The following is a 23,629-nucleotide window of genomic DNA, read 5'->3' as shown; positions in this document are numbered from 1 at the left end:
TCCCTGGCTTGATATCACCTTCTTGTACTGTCGAGATTTCGTATGGCTGAAACTTACCTTCTGGAAAAGCTCAATTCTGTTGAACAGACTTTTGCTGAATTAACTCGCCGTCTGGCCGACCCGGATACGATTAGTAATCCGACTGAGTCTTTGCGGGTTGCTAAAGCAAGAGCAGCTTTGGAGGAAGTGGCGAACACCTACGAGGTCTGGAAGCAAACCCATGAGGAGTTGGCCGGTGCGCGGCAGGTGCTGAAGGAAGCGGGTAGTGATCCAGAGTTGCAGCAGATGGCGGCTCTGGAAGTTGAAGAACTCGACCAAAAATTACAAGATTTGGAGGTCCGCCTCAAGATTCTTTTACTGCCTCGTGATCCCAACGATGATAAGAATATCATGTTGGAAATTCGGGCTGGAACGGGGGGAGATGAAGCCAGTATTTGGGCTGGTGATCTCGTCCGTTTGTACTCGCGCTATGCGGAAGGGCAGGGTTGGCGAGTTAGTTTGCTCAGTGAATCTCTAGCTGATATGGGTGGCTTTAAGGAAGCCATTCTGGAGATTAAGGGTGATCAAGTTTACAGCAAATTAAAGTATGAAGCTGGTGTTCATCGGGTCCAACGTGTGCCCCTAACAGAAGCTTCAGGCCGGGTTCATACATCTACGGCTACGGTGGCCGTGATGCCAGAGGTCGATGATGTGGAAGTCCATATCGATCCCAAAGAAATTGAGATGACTACGGCTCGATCGGGCGGTGCGGGTGGTCAAAACGTCAACAAAGTAGAAACAGCGGTTGACCTGTTTCATAAGCCGACCGGAATTCGCGTCTTTTGTACAGAAGAGCGATCCCAACTGCAGAACCGAGAACGAGCGATGCAGATTCTCCGAGCCAAGTTGTATGAGATTAAGTTAAGGGAACAGCAGGAAGCAGTGACCTCCATGCGCCGCTCTCAGGTGGGTACGGGGTCACGGTCTGAGAAAATTCGGACCTACAACTACAAAGATAATCGAGTCACGGATCATCGTTTGGGGCAGAACTTCACCCTAGTCCCTATTTTGGAAGGAGATATTGAGCTTTTAATTCAAGCTTGTATCAGCCAAGATCAGCAGGAGCAGTTGGCAGAGCTTGCAGCCTCTTCCAGCTAAGATCTGGTATGGGAATTAAGCATGGGTTTATAAAAAACAGGGGAGCCTCTCCCCTGTTTTTTTGTTTGCTCGATCGAAAATTGGGTAACCGTGAACTTTAAGGAGAAACCTGAAATTTTGTTGCATTTTCTTTTCAAATTACAGAAACGATGATTTTTCGATAAAATAGTTACAAAGGATACAGAATTTTTTATTGCTCTATTATCTTCTTTCGGGAAATATAGAGATTCAATTTTTATAGGTCGAAATCAGGAGAAAAAATTAAGATGCAATTCTCTCGTTACAGCATAAGCCAGAAGTTTGGTTTTTCCCTTGATGCCTGTCCCGTGGTCAATGGCGAGGGGGAAGTTGTGCTTACCCAGAGAAGTCGGAACTGTGATCTTCAGAGTCCCAGACATTTTTCTCCGACTTTTCCGTTGAAAACTGCTGCATTGAGCCGAACGACTCCAGGCTCGAAGCGTTCACAAGAAGGTCCCACACTGGCTACTGCTGCAATTCGCCGGAGTCCTCCGACTGACTGGGCTACGACGCATCAGTCTAACTTGCAACGGAGATTAGAGCGTCGCTTGCAGATTGCCATGGCCAGTGGCGATCGCAATCTAATTAATCTACTGGAACAGGAGATGCAACAGTTGGTTTAGTTTTGAACCTAAACAAGTTTGATGGGTTGACAGACGAGGGGCGATATTATCGCCCCTTTCTTTTTGAGTTTTTCTGAAATTCAGGTTTGGTAGACCGTTAATTACTGAGACCTTTGGGGACTTGAGTATGAATCCCCAGTCTTGGGATAACCGGTGGCACCGGTTTCCTAAGTGCCAGATATCTGATTTGCCGATGAAAAGTTGACATTCTTAATAAAAATCCCTGAACTCTGCTCATGAGCTTTATAAGAACCCCTTTGACGTCGGGATCCAACAGATAGGAACCTCTGGTTTACTGGTTCCAGCCTGCCCATTGGCTCCAAAGATAAGGAGAAAGCATTGGCAGGACTCTAGGTTTTACTGGGGAGAAGCTGTCAACTGTCTATTTTGTTTTTGTTCTTATTTTTATAGATAAAGAGAGATAAAATCCTATTTTTGGGTTTTTATTAGATTGAGAGTCATTCTGAGTCATTCTAATTAAATTTACATCTAATTAAGATTTTCTGAATCAAATTAGATATTAAATGACTTTTACAACCTCTTTCTTTTCAAACTAAGTTCGCCCATAATTCATTCAACAACACAGGGAATGTCCTCGGTGATTTGAACAGGGGGCAGGACTCGGAAAGGTTTTGACAGCAAGCTATAGGAGAAACTGGCGTGAAACTTGCAGTTTACGGAAAAGGCGGCATTGGCAAGTCAACAACTAGCTGCAATATTTCAGTTGCACTGGCAAGGCGGGGTAAGAAGGTTTTGCAAATTGGCTGTGATCCCAAGCATGACAGCACCTTCACCTTGACTGGGTTTTTGATTCCCACAATTATTGACACTTTGCAGTCCAAGGACTATCACTACGAGGATGTTTGGCCTGAGGACGTTATTTATAAAGGCTACGGAGGCGTAGATTGTGTGGAAGCGGGTGGCCCTCCAGCGGGTGCTGGCTGCGGTGGCTATGTTGTGGGTGAAACCGTGAAACTGCTCAAAGAATTGAATGCGTTCGATGAGTATGACGTGATTCTGTTTGATGTTTTGGGTGATGTGGTTTGCGGTGGCTTTGCGGCTCCTCTGAACTATGCAGATTACTGCCTGATTGTTACAGACAATGGGTTTGATGCATTGTTCGCAGCTAACCGGATCGCTGCATCCGTGCGGGAGAAGGCCCGGACCCATCCTCTGCGTCTGGCGGGTTTGATTGGGAATCGGACTTCCAAGCGTGATCTAATTGATAAGTATGTGGATTCAGTGCCCATGCCTGTCCTGGAAGTCTTACCTCTAATTGAAGACATTCGGGTGTCTCGTGTTAAAGGTAAGACCTTGTTTGAGATGGCGGAAACTGAGCCTGCTCTGGATTATGTCTGTGATTATTACCTCAATATTGCAGACCAGATCTTGTCTCAGCCAGAGGGGGTTGTGCCGAATGACTCCCCCGATCGGGAACTGTTTTCTTTACTATCTGATTTTTATCTCAATCCTGTCGCCCCTCCCGTGAAGACTGAAGCTGAACTCGATCTGATGATGGTTTAAATCTGGGAGAATACGCTCGGCCCTAGAACCTGATTGTTAACTAGGGCTGAGTCCTTCCATCTTTTAGAACTTCCTGTGAGTGTTGAACAACTGCGCCAGTCTCTGAAAAATAAGTGGCTGAGTTATTACCGAGATAACCGTTCTTGGCTTGTGCGTTTGAAGATTTGGGGCAGTTACAATGGGCGTCGTCGTCCCTCCTCTGGCTTTATTCTGGCAACCCTATCGGTTCTGGAGCCTCGTCTGACCCAGCTATTACCGCTGGTTGTGGAGTTGAATAATGATCCCGATCGCATTATCACCGCCCTAGGGTTGAACTTTAACCCGGAGGATGAATTGAAGACTTTGGGATCGAGTCAAACGGCAGAGGCTGCCATGGTGAGGATGCTGCCAAACGGCTCAGAGGCTCTGGAATTACCCGTTTCCCAGACGTCGCAAAAGCTAACGGAAATAGATGAAACCTGTCGAGGCTCTCGTCCTGAATTTGAAAGCACATCTGAAAATCCTGACTTGAAATCTGAGAGGAAAGCTTAAGTTATGACCCTTGCTGATACCCAACCTCAAGCCCTGCAGTTTGAGTGCGAAACTGGGAATTACCATACTTTCTGCCCGATCAGTTGTGTGGCCTGGTTGTACCAGAAGATTGAGGACAGTTTCTTTCTGGTTGTGGGCACTAAAACCTGTGGCTATTTCCTGCAGAATGCAATGGGGGTGATGATTTTTGCGGAACCCCGTTATGCGATGGCCGAGCTGGAGGAAGGCGATATCTCGGCTCAGCTGAATGACTATGAAGAGTTAAAACGGCTTTGTTTGCAGATTAAGCGCGATCGCAACCCCAGCGTAATTGTCTGGATTGGCACCTGCACGACCGAGATTATCAAAATGGATATGGAGGGCATGGCTCCCAAACTAGAGGCTGAAATTGGGATCCCCATTGTGGTAGCCCGTGCTAATGGTTTGGACTATGCCTTTACCCAGGGTGAAGACACAGTACTGGCTGCTATGGCCCAGCGTTGTCCTGATAAGGCTCCAGTGGCTGATTCTGAAAAGGATGAGCGCAATGCGATTAAAAAACTCCTGAACTTTGGCCGGAAACAGGAAGAGGTCAAAGCGGAAGAAGCTGAATATGTGGACCATCCACCACTGGTTCTGTTTGGCTCCTTGCCCGATCCCGTGGTTACCCAGCTAACCCTGGAGCTGAAAAAGCAGGGCATCAAAGTTTCGGGTTGGTTGCCCTCAAAGCGCTATACAGAACTCCCCGTTCTGGAGGAAGGCTACTATGTGTCTGGGATTAATCCTTTTCTCAGTCGCACGGCCACGACCCTGATGCGGCGACGCAAATGTAAGCTAATTGGGGCTCCTTTCCCGATCGGCCCTGATGGAACAAGAGCCTGGATTGAGAAGATCTGTTCGGTGTTCAACATCGAACCTAAGGGGTTGGCTGAACGGGAGGCTCAAATCTGGGAGAGTCTGGAAGACTATGTCAAGCTGATTCGGGGGAAGTCCATCTTTTTCATGGGAGACAATCTCCTGGAAATTTCCCTGGCCCGTTTTCTGATCCGCTGTGGCATGATTTGTCCAGAAATCGGTATTCCTTACATGGATAAGCGCTATCAGGCAGCGGAACTGGAGTTACTGGAAAAGACCTGCCAGGAAATGGGTGTCCCCCTGCCCAGAATTGTGGAGAAGCCCGACAACTACAACCAACTGCAGCGGATCAAAGATTTGAGTGTGGATCTAGTGATCACGGGTATGGCCCATGCCAACCCACTAGAAGCCCGTGGCATTAACACCAAGTGGTCTGTGGAATTTACCTTTGCTCAGATCCATGGCTTTACTAACGCTCGCGATATTCTGGAGCTGGTGACCCGTCCGTTGCGCCGGAACAACAACCTCAAAGATCTGGGTTGGGACAAACTCGTAAAAGAAGACGCCAGAGTTTAGGTGATTAAACCAGCGATCTGACAGTCCATCAGAAAGCAAAAACTGGGTTTCTGTTTTCTGATGGACTTTCATCTGAGCTCTTTGGGCAATGGGGTAATCCCCCTGCGGATCAGGGTTTCGTCCAGTTCCTTCAGTAATGCGAAATCCTCCTCAGGTAAAAACTGATGTTTCTTCTCCAGTAAACTGGCTGGAGAAAGAGACTTTTCCAGAAATGTAAAAGCCTGTCGAAACTGGTAAGGACCGGCATCAATAGGTGCAGCAAAGTGGCAGGGAATGATCCGTTCAAAATTCCATCGTGCAATACGATCGGCCCACTCAATACTTTCCTTAGGCCCCCGGTTCAGGATTAAGGTTTGCAGGATGGGGGCTACTAGCAGTTGTCCCTGACTGTGCAGAACTGCAAACGATCGCTGCCAGTCTTGTCTCCATTTGAAGGGATAGATGCCGAAGTAAGCTTTGCGAGAACGGTCTGGGGCTTGTTGAGACGCATCGCGAAAAGCTTGCCCCAGTTTCATCACCTCCAGAGTGCTGGGGCGAAAGTAGAGGGCAAATAAGCTGATGCGTTGCCATCCTTTGCGGCGATTGACCGGGGTGTCTTCCACGAGTTCAGACCCCTGATCTCTGGCATGAAAGAGTAAGGGATAGGGATCCCACTGGTTAATCTCCAGCGGTTCCTCTGGCACAGACAGGACTGAGTCTGTGATCAGCAGGGTGCCCGAGCGGCGATGACACAGGGCTACTTCCCCAAAGGTTCTCCCGCCCAGATTAATGGTGAGGATTTCGTAGTCAAACTCATCAGCAAAGGGAGCTTTATTACTCTCCTCTGGCAGGATTTGGGTTCGTCTGCTAGGGAATCCCAGCCAGCTCAAGGGCAGGTTGAAGGGAAAACTCCATTGATGGGGAGCCACAAAAACCTGAGCCTGGGGAAAATGTCGAGCGAAAGGACCGACAAAAACCTTATGCTCCAAACCCGAAACAGTGGGTAGCAGGATATATCGGATGTCCCCATGGAGGGTAGTCAGTTCCTGCACCAGTCGCAGGCATTCACGGGTGGGGGCTACAGGGGCGTAGACGAGTAGTCCTCCGGTAGCCAATTTTACGATGGTCATGCGAATGGGCACAACCACATAAAAGATTCCCTGGAGTTGCTCAAAAGTCCAGATGCTATCTTTTATGATTTCCCGTCGTAGAGTCCGTCGTCTACTGTAGGGATAAATTGGGAGGATGGGCCATAGAGGCCAAGAAAAATCTCCCGGTCGAGATTCTGAAGCCATTTTCTGCTCCTGTGTCCAGGCCCGCAATTCCAAACTACCTGCCACAGGTGGGACAGGGTTAAATGTACCCGCCGACCTGTTGGAAGTAGCCAATATGACCTATTCCCATCCTACCGTTGAAGGTTATGGGCTGCCTCTAATCTTTAGCAACTGGTAACCCCAAAGCTTCACTCAACTTATAGGCCAGCCAGTCCAGTTCCGGCTCTGTCAGGACAGATTCGCTGCAAAACTCATAACTCCTAGTGCCCCCCCAGATAATAATCCGGTCTCTTTCCCGGATGTAATTTCCTGCCGAGACTTCAGTATTGCGGGCAGGCCTGAGATGATATCGGCTATGTAAAAGTTTACAGATGATCGATCGGGGCAAATTTGCATAGCGAAATTTGAAGCCGAACAATTCACAGGTCAATTGCAAATGAAACGAGTCTAATTGAAGATGAACTCGGCCAAACAACCGGAAGAGAACTTTGATCAGGAGAAAAGTACCCGTTCCCCAGAAGAACAGGATCATCAGTAGCCCAAACAGAGAGAGTTCAGTTAAGACCTGTAAGAAAAAAGGAACAACAGAGGGCAGACTGATGACAATTAATGCATCCCAGACCAGGCTAATGGATAGGAGTAACAGAACCTGCCATCTCAGTCCCTCTGGAGGAATCACAATATGGAGACGGTTACCCTCCTCGGTCAGGACAACTTTGCTGCCGATCGGTTGTTGACGGACTGGATGCAGGGTATCTCCTTTCAAATACCCTCGATTGAGTTGAGGGTGCTCCAGGGCCTGTAGTGCATCCTGAGCGTTGGCTAGCCGACGATTCAGGCTTGGCTCGGTCATCTGCTGCAGCCAGGTTGTGAGGTTCGGGTTTAGGTTTGCAGCCTGTTCAAATTGAATTCGCATATCGGCCTGGGGCAAATCAGCTGGGTGAAGCCCGGTCACTAGATAAATCAGAGTGGCTCCCAGACTGTACAGATCAGAGGCTGGTACAGTTCGGCCCCCAAATTGCTCCGGTGGCATATAGCCATAGGTACCGACGATGGTGATAGTTCCTCCTTCCTTCGCGGCCAGGGTCTGAACAGAGCCGAAATCTACCAGGTAGACTTCCCCAACACTGTTACCCGATCGATTTGTGAGGAGGATATTGCTGGGTTTAATATCCCGGTGAATGACGGGAGGATTTTGACCATGTAGATAAATCAGAATTTCCAGTAACGCTTTGGCAATTTGGCAAACATCTGTTTCGTTGAAGACCCGACCTGCTTTCAGTTGTTCTTCCAGCGATCGGGCATCAATGTAGCTCTGAACCAGGGCAAATCCCTGGTTGCCTTCGGATTGCAATTCAAAGTGGTTGAGGTAGCGAGGAATAGCTGGATGGGAGAGAGATTGCAGTGTTTCTGCTTCTCGTTCAAATAGCTTCAGATCATCCCACTCAAAATCGTTGTTGAATGCCAGGAGCTTAATGACAACTAGTTCTTGAGTGACTTGGTCACGGCTCAAATAGGTTTTCCGTCCGGCCTTTTTGCCCAGTTGCTGCAGGATTTCGTAGCGTTCACCCAGTACCTGGCCTGTCATAGGATGACCTGTGTTACTTTTTACAGCTTGTCCCAGTTTCCCCCAGTGCTGGGGAGATGGCAATTAGGGATACAGGGGGATTGGGAGAAATTCCACATCGGAATCGAACTGCCGAGCTGCGGAGGTCGTAGAGGGTTAGATATGGGAGATGGGGAGACCTAACCAATTGCTCAGTTCATGGGCCAGCCACTCCAGTTCCGGATTGGTCAGGGTTGAGAACCCGCTGGGGTTATTGGTCAACCTTAGGTGAGAAACCAGATTGAAAAGGGGATTACTGCCCAGTTCGTATCGTCGATTACGAGCCTGAATCACCAGTCGAGTGGGTTTTTTGGTTTCGTTGCCATGACCAGGCTGAATCAGTCGAATGCCACTGATGTGGGCCATGGGAGCGGCAGGAGGACGATTTATCTTGAAACGGAATATCTCGTAGACCAGGGAGATCTGATCCTGGTTCAGGCGCAAACGGGTTCTGCCCATCGTCATGAATAGCAGGATGGGTAACAGACCCAGGCCGATCGCCCAAACCGGTAGACCTAAGGAGAGAGCCAACAATTTGATACCGATCGATTGATTCAGGGCCAGCAGGGTCCAGAGTGAACAGAGGAGCAACAGGCCTCCAGTCGCCAGGGCAAAAATCTTGACGATGGGGGTGAAGCCAGCGGGCGGAACCATCACTTCCAGGCAAGCAGGACTCTTGTGGAGAACAAGGTTGCTTCCTTGGGGTCTGGGATGAATCACTTTGGGTTTGAGTTGACGTTGCTGCCCAGATTCCAGAGCTTCCAGGGCTGCCAATGCAGAGACAGGTCGGTGCTCAACCAGGGGTTCGGTCATCCATTTCAGCCAATCTGTGAAGGCCGGACTCAGGATGGCTACTTCTTCGAACCGGGTGCTTAGGTTTTTATGGGGAAGTTTGGAGGGATGGCTGCCTGTGAGTAGGGTAATTAAAGTCATCCCTAAGCTGTAGAGATCGGAAGCCGCAAGCACCCGACCGCTGAACTGTTCCGGTGGCATAAACCCATAGGTGCCTAATGTGGATGCTGAAGAGCTACTCTCATCGTGGGCATAAACCTCAACTGAACCAAAATCAATCAAGTACAGTTGACCGATGGTACCCTGATCTTTGGCAGGTTCCGTCATTAAAATATTGTCTGGTGTGATATCCCGGTGAATAATGGGTGCATCCAGAGCATGAAGATAGGTCAAAATTTTCAGGATTGATCGAGCAATTTGCTTGGCTTCTGCTTCAGTGAAAATCCGGCCTGCATCTACAAAGTGTTGCAAAGATGGACCTGCGACGTAATCTTGAACGATCGCCAGCCCCCGATCGCCGTGACGCAGTTGGACTTCAAAGTGGTCCTGATATCTGGGAATCGCTGGATGGGATAGCCTTTGCAATGTCGTAGCTTCCTGCTCGAATGCCTGTAATTCGTTCCAGTGCAACTCCCCATTAAAGGAGAGAACCTTAATGACAACTAGGGCCTGGGTTTGTAAATCGCGGGCCAGGAAAGTTTGTCGGCGTAATCTGCGAGCAAGGCGCTGTAGGAGTTGATAGCGGCCTTCCAGGATTTTCTGGGAAGTCTGTTTGGTTGACGGAGAAAACCTGGTACTAGGCAGATTACCTGTCTCAGAAGTACTCAACATATTTCTGTCCAACCATCAGGAATCAAGGGAACACACAGTCAAAAAGGCTCAATTGGCTGTCAGTAACTGATGGAACCCATCTTTGAACTAGATGCAAGGGATTACAGCAACTCTTTCGAAGGAGAGTGATGGGAGTCTATAAGGTTCCTCCTCCAGCTCAGGGGGAAGCTCTCTTCACCCCTATCTCTTCACCCCTATCTCTTCACCCCTATCTCTTCACCCCTATCTTGGAGCTTCGAACACTTTAGGAACTCAGTACAAGCTGACAAAATGCTGAAGTTCTGCAGATGTCCTCAGATGAAAAACCTTATAATTCCATTCATTGAGTCACTAACAACTTTGAAACCTATTCCGATATTCTGTTATGTTATGGCTGACCCTGGTGATAAAGATCACTACAACTAGCCTGATTCACCAACACTACACATAGGACCTCCAGGGCAACACTGGAATTTCACAAATGCTGCAATTTTCAAGTTTGCCTGAGTTCCAAAGGAGTTAGTTGATGGTGAGGGGGAGCTGCAACCAGTTGCTCAGAGCATAAGCCAGCCATTCAGCCTCAGTGCTGCTCATAGATTGGTCTTGGCCGAGCTCGTACGCTTGACCCGCTACCCATAGGATTAAATGGGGTCTACTTTCTGTTGTCTCGGCTGGATTCGATCGCCCATATTCGACGCGGCTGATGTGCCGACGATCGCCCACTTGAGATCGGTTCAACCTCATCCCTAGAATTTGATTTGTCAGAACGACCTGTTTCGAATCAATTCGAAGTTTTGTTTGTCCCATGCGGCTGGGAATCTGGATTTCGATGTAGTCTGTCCCTTGCTCTAAAGTAATCTTGCTCTGGACGGGCTTCTGGATTGGGACGGGTTGCTGTAAACCCTTTTGCAGACCTTGCAATGCTTGCTGAGCAGATGTAGGGCGACGACTTAAATCCATGGCTGTCAACCATTTCAGCCAGTTATACAGATCAATGCTGAGGGTTCTGTTTCGTTCCAGTTGAGCCAGATAATCTGGTTGAGGCATGCTGGAGGGGTGGGTACCTGTAAGTAAGGCAATCAAGGTCATCCCCAGGCTATACAGGTCAGAGGATACAACGGTTCGTCCGCCAAATTGCTCGGGTGGCATGTAGCCATAGGTCCCAACAACAGTAAAGGAGTTCTGATCCCGACTGGCGTAGTTTTGCACAGAACCAAAGTCAATCAGGTAAATGGAGCTACTGTTCTCCTGGGGGCGATCGGCCAGCAGAATGTTGCTGGGTTTAATATCCCGATGAATGACAGGAGGATTTTGACTGTGGAGATAGATCAGGATAGTGAGCAAGCCCTGGGCCAGTTGCCGGACTTCAGCTTCGTTCAACATCTGACCGGATTGCAAGTAACTTTCCAGAGATCGCCCTGGAATATAGGCCTCTACGAGGGCTAGTCCTTTGCCTCTGCGGAGATTGACCTCAAAGTGATCGATATAAGCAGGAATCCCTGGATGGGATAAGGTTTTTAGAGTTTCAATCTGACGCTCAAATAGTTTAAGCTCATCCCGCTCCATATCCTGCTCGAAAGACAGTAGTTTGATAACGACTAGGGATTGGGTCTGGAGGTTGCGAGCCAGCAAAGTGCGGCGATCAGCTTTCTGCCCCATCTGCTGCTGGATCTCATAGCGATTGCTTAAGATCGGATTTGTCATTTTGCGAGGAGGGATAGGGGAGACTTTCATCCAGATGTATCCTAACTTCTCTTAAGAATCAGGGGCATGGAGGACATAGGCCATATCTTCATGACAGCAAAGATAATTTCGGGAAACTCTGAAAATCTGTCTCGATCTATGGGTTTCCTCATGGGCCAGAATCGAGATAAGCGTAAGACAACCTGATATCGTAAGTCTAGTAATCTGCAGCACAGAAACGACATGTCAGTTCCTTCAGTGTCCTCGATTCGAGAACAGCAACATCCCTTGATTCGCCGCATGGCAGATTGTATTGAGGCAACCTGGCAGCAATATCTAGATCTGTCTCCCTATGTGTTGCCAGCCGAGTTGGGCTATGTGGAAGGGCGTCTAGAAGGGGAAAAACTAACGATCGAGAACCGCTGCTATCAAACCCCTCAATTTCGCAAACTTCACCTGGAATTGGCCAGGGTCGGTACGACTCTGGATATTCTGCACTGCGTCATGTTTCCTCGCCCAGACTATGCCTTACCCATGTTTGGTACAGATCTGGTCGGTAGTAGAGGGCAAATTGGTGCCGCGATCGCAGACCTCTCTCCAGTCAGCGGCGATCGGGCTCTTCCAGCCAGCTACCATACGGCTCTGGCGGCCCTGCCCCAGGTAGCTTTCTCTCATCCTCGGGACCTTCCAGATTGGGGAGATATCTTTTCAGAGTTTTGCCTGTTTATCCGATTGGGTAGTCAAGCGGAGGAAGAGGCGTTCTTGAATCAAGTCAGCAGTTTTCTGGAGATTCACTGTCAACAGGCGATCGTGGCTCAACCCGTGGCTTCCGAGAAAATGACAGAGGTGCTAGCAGGCCAGCGTCATTACTGTACCCAGCAACAGCAGAATGACAAAACCCGGCGAGTTTTAGAGAGAGCCTTTGGGTCAGAGTGGGCCGAACATTACATGACCACCGTTTTGTTTGACATGATGGACGTGTAGAAACGGGATTAATCCCGTTTCTACACGTCCATCATGTTGGGACAGGGGAGAGGGAGGAGAGGTGGCCATCCTCCATGTGGATGATCCGATCGGCCACATCCAGGATGCGGTTATCGTGGGTCACTAGGACGATCGCGGAGCCCTGTTGTTTGGCCAGACGCTGCATGATTTCTACGACATCACGACCAGACTTTCTGTCTAGGGCTGCAGTCGGTTCATCTGCCAGAACGATCTTGGGTTCGCTCACCAGCGCCCGGGCGATCGCCACCCGTTGCTTCTGCCCACCGGACAATTGTTCTGGGTAGTAGTCAATGTGATCACCCAACCCCACAGCCTCCATGATGGCTGCTGCTCGACGGCGGATCGATTGTTCTGACAGGTCATTATGTAGTTCCAGAGACATCATGATATTCTGGCGGGCTGTCAGGGAATTCAGAAGATTATGGGCCTGGAAAATGTAGCCAATGTCCCGTCGAACCTTGACCAGTTTTTCCTTGGAGGCCCCATGAAGTTCCTGACCCAGAACCCGCATACTTCCCTCCTGAGTGGAGCGTAATGCCCCAATTAGGGTAAGCAGGGTGGTCTTTCCAGAGCCAGAAGGACCCGTCATGATGACAATTTCCCCGGCCTGGATCTCCGCACACACTTCAAACAGGATTTGTTTTCTGAGGTAGCCACTCCCGTAGTAATGGTTAACGCGGTTAATAGCAATAATGGGTTCAGGCATAGTTGAGGTTAGAAAATCTCGGCAGGATCAGCAGATTGAACCTTCCGAACTGCAATTGTTCCGGAGATGCAGCACATGACGATCGCCAGACTGAACACCAGAAGAGCCCGTCCAGGGGTCATGGCAACCGGGAGGTTGGTCGCTGAATTAATTGTATTGTAAAGAAAGATTGAGGCGGTGACACCAGGGATAAAGCCCAGGATAGCCAGGATTAGAGCTTCCTGGAATACCACCGATAGTAAATAGGAGTTTTTGTAGCCCATGGCTTTGAGGGTTGCGTATTCGGCCAGGTGATCGGTGACATCGGTGTAAAGAATCTGGTAGACAATGATGGTGCCGACGACAAAGCCCATGACGGTGCCAAAGGCAAAGATAAACCCGATCGTAGTACTGGTCTGCCAGTAGTACTGTTCGAAAGCAACAAACTCAGCCTTGGACAAAACACAAACATCTTTGGGTAATGGGGAGAGATTGTTGGTAGCAGCCGTGCTCACCAGGGGACAGAGGCAACGGGGCCAGTTTTGTTTGTCTTCCGGGGAGGCCCCTGCAAAGCAGACTTTAGGTTCCGGTACCGGGGGGCCACCGAAGCGGGCAATCATTTGTTTGAGCGGGCGGAGCGGGCTTTTCTCGATCGCCTCAGTGGGAGGCCGCATCTGACTCAAAACCTCTGAACCAGTTTTTCCTGGCTGGACCTTAATCAAGCCTACGTCAATGCTACCTTTAGGACGACTACTGAAGATCCGCAGAAAGTTGAGGTCACTGGTGATCATGTTGCCATCCGCTCCGAAGGAAGCTCCCAGGGTAATCAGCCCCCCCACAGTGATGCGCCGATCGGACACTTCAGTCATTAAGGGTTGTAAAGGGCCAGATCCGAAGAATTCTGTTTTCAACCGGATTAGTTCAGCTTCTTCCTTGACCTTGCAGGTTTTTAACAGGTTTTCGGAGGTAATGGGTTCCCCCTGCCCTTTTGCATAAAGTTCATAGGCGCAGGCAATTCTACCAAACTCTGCCCTGGAGTCTCGATCGAACAGGACGACATCCTGGAGATTAATTCGATCAAATCCTTGCCTCACTTGTTCAATCTCTGTGGGGCTAGGATTTTTGGGATTTTTCGTCAGTTGGGCATAATTAAAAATCTGCTGGCTGGGGTCGAACCCAATTACCAGAATGCCACGGGTTTTGCGCTCCTTCTGCTCTGGGTTGCGCCATAGTCCAAAATCCAGGTAAATAGGGCTACCAGTTTCGACTCCATCGAAGCCTCTAGCCTGATACAACCGCTCCTCTGGAAATCTGGCCATCGCAATCAGGGCAGTAGATTTAGGATTGATCAGGAAAATATCTCCTTCCAGGCTCTGGTGAAACCGGACAGCACTGTCAAATAGGGCGTCCCGGAATCCTAGTTGCATAAACATCAGAATCACGGCGAAGCTGATACCAGCCAGAGCCACCAGCAGGCGGACCCGTTCACGCTTCAGTTGTAGCCATGCGAGGGGAATGGAGAGAATCATGGCGATTTGTCAGGGAAGATTTTTACAGTGACCTCAAGGTTGGTCAGGTTGGCAATCTGGCTGCTGTCGTCCAGAGCAATTTTGACTTCCACAACCCGCAAATCTCGATCGGCGGCTGGGTCAGTATTAACAACGTTATTCTTACCCACCTTGGAGGCAATTTGCTTCACCCGACCGGAGACTCCTTTGGGAAAAGCAGTGCTGCTGACCAGTGCTTTCTGACCTAATTGAACCCGACTGATAAACTCCTTATTGACTTCAGCCACTGCGTACATGCGGGCTGTACGGCCCATTTCAGCAACTCCATCATTGCCAACAATTTCTCCAGTCTTGGCATAGATCTTAAGTACCCGGCCTGTGATCGGCGATCGCACAGTTGTATTATCCAGTTCTGCCTGGGCGCGTTGCAAGTTAGCCTCCTGGAGCTCAACCTGGGCTTCCGCCTGTTGAACATCGGTCAGGCGCACCTCAGACACACTTTCGAGAGTTCCCTGAGCCTGCTTCAGTTGCTCCCGTGCAGAGGTTTCGATCCGGCGCAACTCAGCCGTGGCTTCCCGCAACCGGGCTTCATTGGTTTCTAGGTCTAACCGCTTGGCATCCAGGGCTGAAGCTGAGATCGCACCTTCGCGATAGAGGGTTTGGTTGCGATCGTATTCTCGGCGGGCGATCCGCAGTTCAGACGCTAAGCGGGAGATCGTGGCCCGCTGCACGGAAAGTTGCTCCTCTACTTCTGCCTGAATGCGGGTTACCGTAGCTTGTTGAGCGGTGATATCGCCCTGCTTGGCTCCGGCCAGAACTTGTGCCAGACGACTTCTGGCTTCCTCGACCTGGGCTTCTGCTTGCGCCAGTTCTGCCAGTCGGGTTTGATAGGTATCGGTGTAGGCAATGATTTGGTCCTGCTGCACCAGATCCCCTTCCTTAATCAACAATCTGGCGATTCTGGCCGAACCAAAGTTAGTAGGGGCAGCGACCTTGTACACTTCCCCTTCCGGCTCCAGGCGTCCCAGGGCCACGATCGCGCCTTTGGGTTCAGAATTAAGGGCAGGAGGTTCAGACGTAGGGGTCGGTTGCTCTGGTTTCTCAGAGAATGCATTCCGGACGGCAAGGGCACTCAAGCCAACCGTCAGAAGACCAGCAATGATTGCGATCGTAACTTTCTGCTTATCCAACAGCTTTAGCACGGACAATAACTCCAGGAAGGTTTGGAAACCTGAAAGATTATGAAGTCATTGTAAAGCTGTCTGGAAAATTGTGTGACTATTTATGAACAACTCCCCGTTGCGTCCGGAAGGTGACGTTACTCCCCTCTGTAGTTTGTTCCAGCACTAGCAAAGGGGTTGGCTTGGCTTTTTGATCCCAATGGATCTGGGCAATGCGTCCCTGGATGGTGGGCTGCCAGGTATCGTGGTCTCCTGAAGGGCTGAGGTAGGTCTCCAGGCAGTCAATGATTTGGTTGATTGTGGCAGAGGTGGGTTGGGTTGGTAGCTTTGTTAATCTAATCTGAATCCGGAAAAGAACGCGCTTGGTTCCCTTCGGAAGATCTCCCGGCTCATACTCCACATCGAAGATTTCATCCACCTGCCGACCAGTACTGGCCATTCCCAGGGTGCCATCCTGGGCCTGGGTAGGGCGTAAGGCCAGGGTTATTTTCTCTTTCACTTTGATTTTGGTCTGGTTGACGATCGCAAAGTGGAAAACCTCCTCTGCCATCCGCATTCTCAAGTAGTCCAGATTGAATTCTCGGGAATGGATCAGATCAGGGTTTTTCTCCATTTTGCTGATGGTTTCCACGGCCAGCTTCAGCTTCTTCTGCAGTTCTTTATTTTTTAAGTCTTCAAACCTCAACTTCTTCTTAAACTTATCGATCTGTAGTTTAGAGAGGACCCCTAAAGCGATTAGCAGAATAGCCAGTCCTCCCGTAGTCAGCATCCAGATTTGACCTGGATTACCAGCCGATTTTGCCGGTTCAGTTCGATTATTGGTGGGTTTGGTTGTGACTTGCTTTTTAGGCTTAGGGGCCTGGGCCAGCCAAAACTCTACAGGGTCCATAGGAACACTTATGTTTTTAAGAAATAGAGGGAGATACCTGTAGTCAGAATGCCCCATGAAGGGGATTTAACATCACGAACGGCTGGATTATGGTGGTCAATGAGCATGTAACCAACCCTTGCTACAGGTTTTGAGAGAGGCTTTCGTGAGAGTAAACGAATGAGTTTATTTCCAGAATAAGCAGGGAAATCTCTTGCCAGAATTCAAAACACTGATCCCTCAAACACTATTATTATCCGGGTATTGGCTGCAGCCTTCCGGACAGACTGCGACTGTTTGATGCAGAATGGCGGTGGTAGCCACTGCGGTTGACCAGACTTGCCGTCCTTCCCCTTGTTTGAAACGACACGCTTAGCCCATGCTTCTGTTCCTGTCTTCTCTATCTCTGGCGCAGGCCACTCCTGCCATCAAGCCTCAGGAAGTCCTGCAGATTCAGGAAGTCCGTGCTCTGTCCGGACAACTGGATGCAGTACCTACGTTTAATAGCAATAGTCCAGAACTAGTCCTGACTGAAGGTATCCTGCTTTCTACCTTTCCACCGCAAGGAAAACGGGTGCCTGCAGCCCACCTCAATTTTCGGTTTCGAGGCCGCTTCGATGTCTTTGCCCATCACATTGCCAAGGCTATCCCTCCTACCGATCTCCGAACCCTTTATCTGGGGATTATTCTGCACAATCCGGGGAAACAGGCTGTCACGGTAGATGTTCTTCAGGCTGCCAGTTATCTGAGTCAGCCCGATGCCCCTTTCATTGATTTGCCATCCCAAGTGAAGAACCCTCTGGGAGAGGTTTACTCTGGACCGGGGAGTCGGGCTATGGATGAAATTTTGCGGGGCAAGCGACAGGCAGATTTTCCGGCCCAGATTGTGATTTTGCCAGGAGAAAGTCGGATGCTCCTGAATCTGCCAATTCCGGTGCGGGAGTTGACCCCTCCCATCAATGGCCGGTCTACCCTGATGCGCTTACGCAGTACGGGTGATCTCTATGCTGCGAGTTTGGCCCTGTTTGCCAGACAAAATGCCGATGGCAGTGAGCGTCCTCCCACGGTGGAAGAATGGGAGACCCTGGTTCAGATTGGGGATCTGGCCACACCCCGGGATCGCACCCCCACACCGCCGAACCAGCAACAGGGACAGATTATCTATGGCCGAGTTGCCGGGGTGGCCCAGGGCTCTCAGTGGCGCACCAGGCTAACGGACCAGCCTGATGGTATCTACCTGACCATTCCCCAACCGGGTCAGACCTTCTCCTACGGTCTCAGCACCCTGAAAGGTGGCACTTTGGGAACAGGACAGATTCAGGCTGCTCCGATGCTCGCTCGCTATCCCGATACGGCCTATCTGGCCCAGGGCAACTATGCTATCCAGTACAGTCTCACCCTGGCCCTGGTGAATCCAACAGCAGACCTGCAAACCGTAACCTTAAGTCTGCAAACCCCGATCAAGCAGGAACAGATTAAGGATGGATTACGGTTTCTGGAGCCTCCCCCCAAAGCCATCTCTTTTCGGGGAACGGTACGAGTGCGCTATACGGACGATCGCAACTTGCCCCAAACCCTTTACATGCACCTGGTACAGCGGCGCGGCCAGCAGGGAGATTCCCTGGTGACCCTGAACATGCCAGCCGGTGATCGGCGCTTTGTCCAGGTCGATCTGCTGTATCCGCCCGATTCGACCCCGCCGCAGGTGCTGACACTCAAAACATTAGATTCAAAAGCACCTGCTCAATCGAAATTAAGTCTAGAGTAAAAGTATTTTCGGCCTTGAGAGCGTTGTATGAAAGTTTCCTTGCCAGTTCTGGCTAAGATTCCCCGTTCACTCGGCATTGTTCTCATCATCGGTGCGATCGTAGGAACCGGGATTGTCCTGGTCCTTCAGCGGACAACTCAACAGCCTCAACCCAGGCAGGATGTGACGACGGTTCCAGTCAAAACTGAGAATCTTCCAGTTCGGATTAATGCCAGTGGTACAGTGACGCCTGTGCAGGAGGTCAATATCAGCCCCAAAGCCTCTGGGCGATTGGTGGAGCTTCTGGTCGATCAGGGTGATCGGGTGGGAACCGGTCAAATCATCGCTCGCATGGAAGACGCTGAGTTTCAGGCCCGATTGGATGAAGCACAGGCGGTGCTGGCTCAGTCTGAAGCCCGACTGGCAGAGTTGCAGAATGGCAGTCGTCCCGAGGAAATTGCCCAGGCGCAAGCCCGGTTTGAGCAGGCGGAGTCCCGCCTGGACCAAGCTCGGCGGGGAAGTCGATCGGAAGAGATTGCTCAGGCTCAGGCTCAGGTCGATGGAGCGCGGTCGCAACTGCTTTTGGCCCAGACCCGGAGCACACGTTACCGCAGTCTGGCCCAACAGGGAGCCCTCGCGCGCGACCAGTTGGATGAAGTGTTGACGAATGAACGCAATACGGAGGCCACACTGCGACAACTGGAACGCCGTCTGGAGCAATTGCGCAATGGCAGTCGTCCGGAGGAGATTACGCAGGCAGAGGCGGCAGCGAATGAGGCTCGCCAGGTTCTGCGACAACTCCAGAACGGTACCCGGGTCGAGCAAATTGCCCAGGCTCAGGCTCAGGTTGCCCAGGCGGCTGCCCAGGTGAGGGCGGCTGAAACTCAGGTGGATGACACCGTCATTCGAGCTCCCTTCAATGGGGTGATCACGCAAAAATATGCCAATGTGGGGGCTTTCGTCACCCCGACGACCTCGGCGTCGGCCACTTCGTCAGCCACATCCAGTTCTATTGTGGCGATCGCAGGTCGCCTGGAAATTCTGGCCAAGATTGCTGAAAGTGACATTGCCCAGATTCAGGTGGGTCAAAAGGTGGAAATTCGCACGGCTGCTTTCCCAGGCCAGGTCTTTCAAGGAGAAGTGCGTCTGATTGCACCTGCAGCTATTCTGGAGCAGAACGTTACGTCTTTTCAAACCAGGGTTAGTTTGAAGACGGGCCAGAAACAACTGCGTTCGGGCATGAATGTGGACCTGATCTTTGTTGGGAAACCGATTCGGCAAGCTCTGGTGGTGCCCACGGTTGCGATCGTCACCCGCAAAGGGAAGACAGGTGTGCTGGTTACCAGCAGGGGGAAGGGGGAACCAGAATTTCGTCCAGTGTTGATTGGCTACTCTACTGGTGATCAGACTCAGGTGGTGCAGGGACTGAAAGTAGGAGAGTCAGTTGTGGTTTATACGCCTCAATCCCGTCCAGAACGCCCTGCCAATGCTCCCACGGTCCGGTTTTAGATTGCAATTGTTCCAGTCTCTAAATTTAGTCCTGAGTCATCAGGACAGTGCTCAAAAAATTCTACTTTGAATGCTTATGGATATTTCTGAAAGCATCAGCATGGCGGTCAAAACCCTCTCTGCTAATCGTTTGCGGAGTTTGCTGACGGTTCTGGGCATCATCATTGGGAATGCTTCGGTCATTGCCATGGTGGGTGTGGGTCAGGGGGCTCAACGCTATACCACGCAACAGATTCAGGCTCTAGGGACTAATCTCCTGTTCATTTTCGGAGGGGGGGGAGATGCCCGACGGAGCTCCCAGGTGGCCAGTACCCTCACCCTGGCTGATGCAGAGGCGATCGCTAGTCAGGTTTCCGTTGTGCAGGAGGTTGCTCCTCAGATTACAACCCCTCAATTTATTAGCTATGGCAGTGTCGTCGTTCGTAATCAGGTGTTAGGAACAGTGCCCGCCTATGTGGAAGTTCGTAATTTTCCAGTCGCTAGAGGTCGGTTTTTTACTCCTGTGGAAATTGCCCGGAATAGCCGGGTAGCGGTGCTGGGAGTCCAGGCTGCTCAACAGCTCCTTGGTTGTAATCCTTTGAAACAGCCAGATTGCTCTCCGGAAGGAGCCATGATTCGAATCAATAACATTGGCTTTGAAGTGATTGGCGTGATGTCTGAGAAGGGCGCTCCAGGCGGGGGGACGAATATGGATGAGGTGGTGTTTATTCCGATCACCACGGCCTTTTACGTGATTCAAGGACGATCGTCCCCGTTTGGAGTCACGGTGAATATGATTTCGGTGGCGGTTGTGGATGATGCCAGCGTCCCGATCGCCCAATACCAAATGACCAATCTGTTGCGGCTGCGGCACAAGTTAACGGGACCTAATGACTTTACCGTGCGAAATCAACAGGAAACTCTGGATACCGCCAGCAGAGTAACGGGTGGATTAACGGTGTTGCTAGCGGCCACGGCAGGGATTTCTCTGATCGTCGGTGGCATTGGCATCATGAACATTATGCTGGCCTCGGTGACGGAGCGAACTCAGGAGATTGGTCTGCGAAAAGCTGTGGGGGCATCTCGCCGGGATGTCTTGCAGCAGTTTCTGATTGAGGCGGTGATTCTATCGGTGGCGGGAGGGGTACTGGGGACGATCGTGGGGGCAGGAACGGTGGTGGTGATTAGCCGGACTACCCAGCTCCAATCGGGTGTTTCACCAGGAGCGGTGGCCCTGGCGGTGAGTGTTTCTGCGGGGATTGGCTTAATCTTTGGAGTGGTGCCAGCGCAACGAGCTGCCAACCTGGATCCGATCGTGGCCTTGCGGAACTTGTAAGTTGGGGTGGGGTAAACCGCGAAGCGGGGAGGTTGTGGAGAGGAGTTGAGGGTTATCCGAGGACGGGCAGGGTACGATCGTGAAATTGAGGAATGGTCAGTTTGAACCTGACTTCATGGGTATTGGTCCCCTCTAAAGGTTGGCTGCTGGCCGTAATGGTGCCATTCAGGTTTTGTACCAGAAATTTGACGAGGGCCAATCCCAATCCTGTGCCGGGAATAGCTTGTTGAGTAGCTCCCTGACCTCGGCGAAACTTATTAAAAATGTAGGGTAAATCCTCTAAGGAGATTCCCAGGCCAATGTTGGAGAGGTTAAAAACAATTTGACTGATGCCCTGTTCGACTTGATGGCTAACCTGAAGTTGAATGGTTGTGCCAGGAGCCGCATACTTACCGGCATTGGTTAGGAGCTCTGTCAAAACTTGCTGTAAACCCTGTTGATCGCTCTGTAAGGCGAGGGGGCGTTGCGGCAAGTCTGTAGTAATCGTTAACCGCTTCTCTGGCCACCGTCCGTCGAAACTATGGGTCAGGTCATTGATCAGGGACTGAATGTCAATTCTTTGGACTTGCAGGGTGGTCTGTTGAGATTCCAGCCTTTGCAGAGCGAGCAGATCGTTGATCAGGTTAGTTTCCTGAGCACATTGTTTTTCCAGGATATCCAAATACTTAGCCTGGCGTTCGGGAGTCAAATTGGCTTGACGCAGCATTCGAATAGCCAGGGTCATGCTGGTTAAGGGTGTCAGCAATTCATGACTCACTGTGCTCAGAAACTCATCCTTCATCTGATTGAGATGACGCAGTTGATCAATTTGCCGACGAGTCGTTTCATAGAGCTTGGCTTGCACTTCCAGACTGCGTTGCAATTGGGCTGTCCGTTCATCAACTAGAGCCTGGACCTGGCGGAGGGTTTGGGTCTGAATGATAGCGGTGCTAATTTGGGCAGCAACCAATTCCAGGAATACGAGTTCTTCGGGTTGCCAGGGACGGACTTGGTGATGTTGCAAGACCAGGAGACCCAGGAGAGTATTCTGGCTCTCTAAAGGAACCAGCACTACTGCAGGCATGGTCTTGGCATTAAAAATTGGTGCGATTGAAGGTGAGATGTCTGCTCCTGCAGAATATCGCTCAGCTATCCAGGTTTCCAGGCAGGAAATTTCTAGGGGGGCTGGCGCGTTGAGTAGGACTGGTTGACAGAGAGAACAATCTGATACCAGGAAGGAAATAGGTTGTGGTGAGTTGGGAGAATACTGATTGGGTTGGGGTGGCTGTACGGGGCTATTGGGCATAGTTAGGGTAGCTGACCATTCAGCAGCCACATTGGCCTTTGCCCGTAATACGCCGGGTTCGTCTGTGGACATGCCCCGAAGCTTTAAAAAGGTGTCCGGATATTTTAGCAGTAGGGTTGTGGCCCGATCTACTTGCAGGGCCTGGGCCGTTTCCTGAGTCGCCAGCTTCAGAACTTCGTCCAATTCCGTTGCATCCCGAGTGGCCAGGATGAGTTTCTCAAGCAAAGCCTGGCGTCGTGACGAGGCGAGCATTTGCTGTTGCAGAGAGTGGGAACTTTGAATTTGACCAATTTGGGCAATGGCCAGGGCAACCTGATCGGTAATTTTCCTGAGCAAATCTATTTCCTGCGCCATCCAATAGTAAGGCTGGGATCTCATCAGGGCGATAAATCCATTCCACTCGCCCTGAAATTGGGTGGATATGGCCAGGATGGCCCTTGCAGGAATTCCATTGTACTGCCCCTCCAGTAATTGCCCGATCTCAAATGCTTGAGTATCTGCAATAGCCAGGGGATCAAAGTGAGTGGATAGCACTTCGATCAAAGGATGTTCCATCACCTGATGGCTCACCTGATATAAAGCAGCCTCTTCTCCATCCCGTGAGCATCCGACTTGAAGTGTAGATTGACTGGTGTTTCTAGCCGCTACCAGGCAGCACTCCACTTGAAATTCCCGCCCTAGGAGATAGGAGATAAACGGGAGAATAACCTGTGGATCGGAGCTAGTTCTCAAAATCAGAGCCAACTGCTTGAGCATCTCAATAGAGTTGGCCCAGTGAGTCATCTGGGGAGAGGTGTGGGGTGAAGTGTCTGAAATTAACACCTTGGGCGCAGCGTCTTTAGTTTGAGAGTAGGATAGGGTTTCCACGGGTGACATCAACTTCACAGGGGTAGAACGCTCACAGGGGATAGGAAAAAAATAAGGTGTGAATAGCGTGAGATTTAACCAGCATTTTTATTATGGTTAGTTGAACTGGTTCTGAGATGCCTAGACTGGCTCGAAATCTTGTAGAGGGATATCTTATGGGAAAACCCTGGTTGCCAGGTTTGATTTTCATTGCATGGGCACTAAAGGCGATCTCAGAAAACTTCTTAGGCTTAGAGTGCCCGTTGCAGATCGGTATGCTATGGGACTTTGTT

18 protein-coding genes are annotated in these 23,629 nt (G+C 50.5%); 9 read left to right on the top strand and 9 right to left on the bottom strand.

Annotated elements, in window-relative coordinates:
* Positions 1-42 precede the first annotated feature (42 nt).
* From prfA to BST81_RS21805, 5 genes are all read left to right on the top strand, one after another.
* Complete coding sequence (gene prfA / locus BST81_RS21825) at positions 43-1,137, top strand: peptide chain release factor 1 (RefSeq protein ID WP_075600635.1); 1,095 nt, start codon at positions 43-45, stop codon at positions 1,135-1,137.
* Positions 1,138-1,403: 266 nt separating this feature from the next.
* The gene (locus BST81_RS21820) at positions 1,404-1,778 is read left to right on the top strand and encodes a hypothetical protein (RefSeq protein ID WP_075600634.1); all 375 of its coding nucleotides are present in this window, start codon (positions 1,404-1,406) and stop codon (positions 1,776-1,778) included.
* A 660-nt stretch (positions 1,779-2,438) separates the two neighbouring features.
* Entirely contained in the window at positions 2,439-3,302 is an 864-nt protein-coding gene (gene bchL / locus BST81_RS21815; RefSeq protein WP_075600633.1) for a ferredoxin:protochlorophyllide reductase (ATP-dependent) iron-sulfur ATP-binding protein, read from the top strand.
* A gap of 75 nt (positions 3,303-3,377) precedes the next feature.
* The gene (locus BST81_RS28230) at positions 3,378-3,833 is read left to right on the top strand and encodes a DUF5331 domain-containing protein (RefSeq protein WP_075600632.1); all 456 of its coding nucleotides are present in this window, start codon (positions 3,378-3,380) and stop codon (positions 3,831-3,833) included.
* 3 nt (positions 3,834-3,836) lie between these two features.
* Positions 3,837-5,243, top strand: coding sequence for a ferredoxin:protochlorophyllide reductase (ATP-dependent) subunit N (locus tag BST81_RS21805; protein WP_075600631.1), 1,407 nt, complete (start codon positions 3,837-3,839; stop codon positions 5,241-5,243).
* A 68-nt stretch (positions 5,244-5,311) separates the two neighbouring features.
* On the opposite strand, the gene BST81_RS21800 is transcribed toward BST81_RS21805, so the two are convergent.
* The 4 genes from BST81_RS21800 to BST81_RS21785 form a co-directional block, all read right to left on the bottom strand.
* The gene (locus tag BST81_RS21800; protein ID WP_363080624.1) at positions 5,312-6,562 is read right to left on the bottom strand and encodes a DUF4336 domain-containing protein; all 1,251 of its coding nucleotides are present in this window, start codon (positions 6,560-6,562) and stop codon (positions 5,312-5,314) included.
* A gap of 91 nt (positions 6,563-6,653) precedes the next feature.
* Positions 6,654-8,084 carry a serine/threonine-protein kinase gene (locus BST81_RS21795; RefSeq protein WP_075600630.1) on the bottom strand — a complete coding sequence of 477 codons (1,431 nt, stop codon included), beginning with the start codon at positions 8,082-8,084 and terminating at the stop codon, positions 6,654-6,656.
* Between the two features lie 135 nt (positions 8,085-8,219).
* Complete coding sequence (locus tag BST81_RS21790; RefSeq protein WP_083637008.1) at positions 8,220-9,725, bottom strand: serine/threonine-protein kinase; 1,506 nt, start codon at positions 9,723-9,725, stop codon at positions 8,220-8,222.
* 498 nt (positions 9,726-10,223) lie between these two features.
* Positions 10,224-11,438, bottom strand: coding sequence for a serine/threonine-protein kinase (locus BST81_RS21785; RefSeq protein WP_253188431.1), 1,215 nt, complete (start codon positions 11,436-11,438; stop codon positions 10,224-10,226).
* 192 nt (positions 11,439-11,630) lie between these two features.
* Here BST81_RS21785 and BST81_RS21780 point away from each other — a divergent pair, with 192 nt between their 5' ends.
* A complete protein-coding gene (locus BST81_RS21780; RefSeq protein WP_075600628.1) occupies positions 11,631-12,371 on the top strand; it encodes a phycocyanobilin:ferredoxin oxidoreductase in 741 nt (246 codons plus the stop codon).
* A gap of 31 nt (positions 12,372-12,402) precedes the next feature.
* Here BST81_RS21780 and BST81_RS21775 read toward each other — a convergent pair whose 3' ends face one another.
* The 4 genes from BST81_RS21775 to BST81_RS21760 all read right to left on the bottom strand — a co-directional run bounded on the left by BST81_RS21775 (position 12,403) and on the right by BST81_RS21760 (position 16,655).
* The gene (locus tag BST81_RS21775; RefSeq protein WP_075600627.1) at positions 12,403-13,098 is read right to left on the bottom strand and encodes a DevA family ABC transporter ATP-binding protein; all 696 of its coding nucleotides are present in this window, start codon (positions 13,096-13,098) and stop codon (positions 12,403-12,405) included.
* A gap of 8 nt (positions 13,099-13,106) precedes the next feature.
* Entirely contained in the window at positions 13,107-14,606 is a 1,500-nt protein-coding gene (locus BST81_RS28585; protein ID WP_075600626.1) for an FtsX-like permease family protein, read from the bottom strand.
* Positions 14,603-15,787, bottom strand: a complete 1,185-nt coding sequence (locus BST81_RS21765; RefSeq protein ID WP_075600625.1) for an ABC exporter membrane fusion protein — start codon at positions 15,785-15,787, stop codon at positions 14,603-14,605. The genes BST81_RS28585 and BST81_RS21765 overlap by 4 nt, the downstream gene beginning before the upstream one ends.
* A 76-nt stretch (positions 15,788-15,863) precedes the next feature.
* Positions 15,864-16,655 carry a hypothetical protein gene (locus BST81_RS21760; protein ID WP_075600624.1) on the bottom strand — a complete coding sequence of 264 codons (792 nt, stop codon included), beginning with the start codon at positions 16,653-16,655 and terminating at the stop codon, positions 15,864-15,866.
* Positions 16,656-17,013: 358 nt separating this feature from the next.
* Here BST81_RS21760 and BST81_RS21755 point away from each other — a divergent pair, with 358 nt between their 5' ends.
* The 3 genes from BST81_RS21755 (at position 17,014) to BST81_RS21745 (ending at position 21,205) form a co-directional block, all read left to right on the top strand.
* Complete coding sequence (locus tag BST81_RS21755; protein WP_075600623.1) at positions 17,014-18,402, top strand: DUF3370 domain-containing protein; 1,389 nt, start codon at positions 17,014-17,016, stop codon at positions 18,400-18,402.
* Between the two features lie 27 nt (positions 18,403-18,429).
* Positions 18,430-19,890, top strand: a complete 1,461-nt coding sequence (locus BST81_RS21750; RefSeq protein WP_075600622.1) for an efflux RND transporter periplasmic adaptor subunit — start codon at positions 18,430-18,432, stop codon at positions 19,888-19,890.
* Between the two features lie 76 nt (positions 19,891-19,966).
* Entirely contained in the window at positions 19,967-21,205 is a 1,239-nt protein-coding gene (locus BST81_RS21745; protein WP_075600621.1) for an ABC transporter permease, read from the top strand.
* Positions 21,206-21,257: 52 nt separating this feature from the next.
* Here the strand turns inward: BST81_RS21745 and BST81_RS21740 are convergent, their stop codons facing one another.
* Complete coding sequence (locus BST81_RS21740) at positions 21,258-23,366, bottom strand: ATP-binding protein (RefSeq protein ID WP_083637005.1); 2,109 nt, start codon at positions 23,364-23,366, stop codon at positions 21,258-21,260.
* Positions 23,367-23,629 lie beyond the last annotated feature (263 nt).

Source organism: Leptolyngbya sp. 'hensonii', from assembly GCF_001939115.1.
Lineage (GTDB): Bacteria > Cyanobacteriota > Cyanobacteriia.
This window is presented reverse-complemented; position numbering and strand designations above follow the sequence as displayed.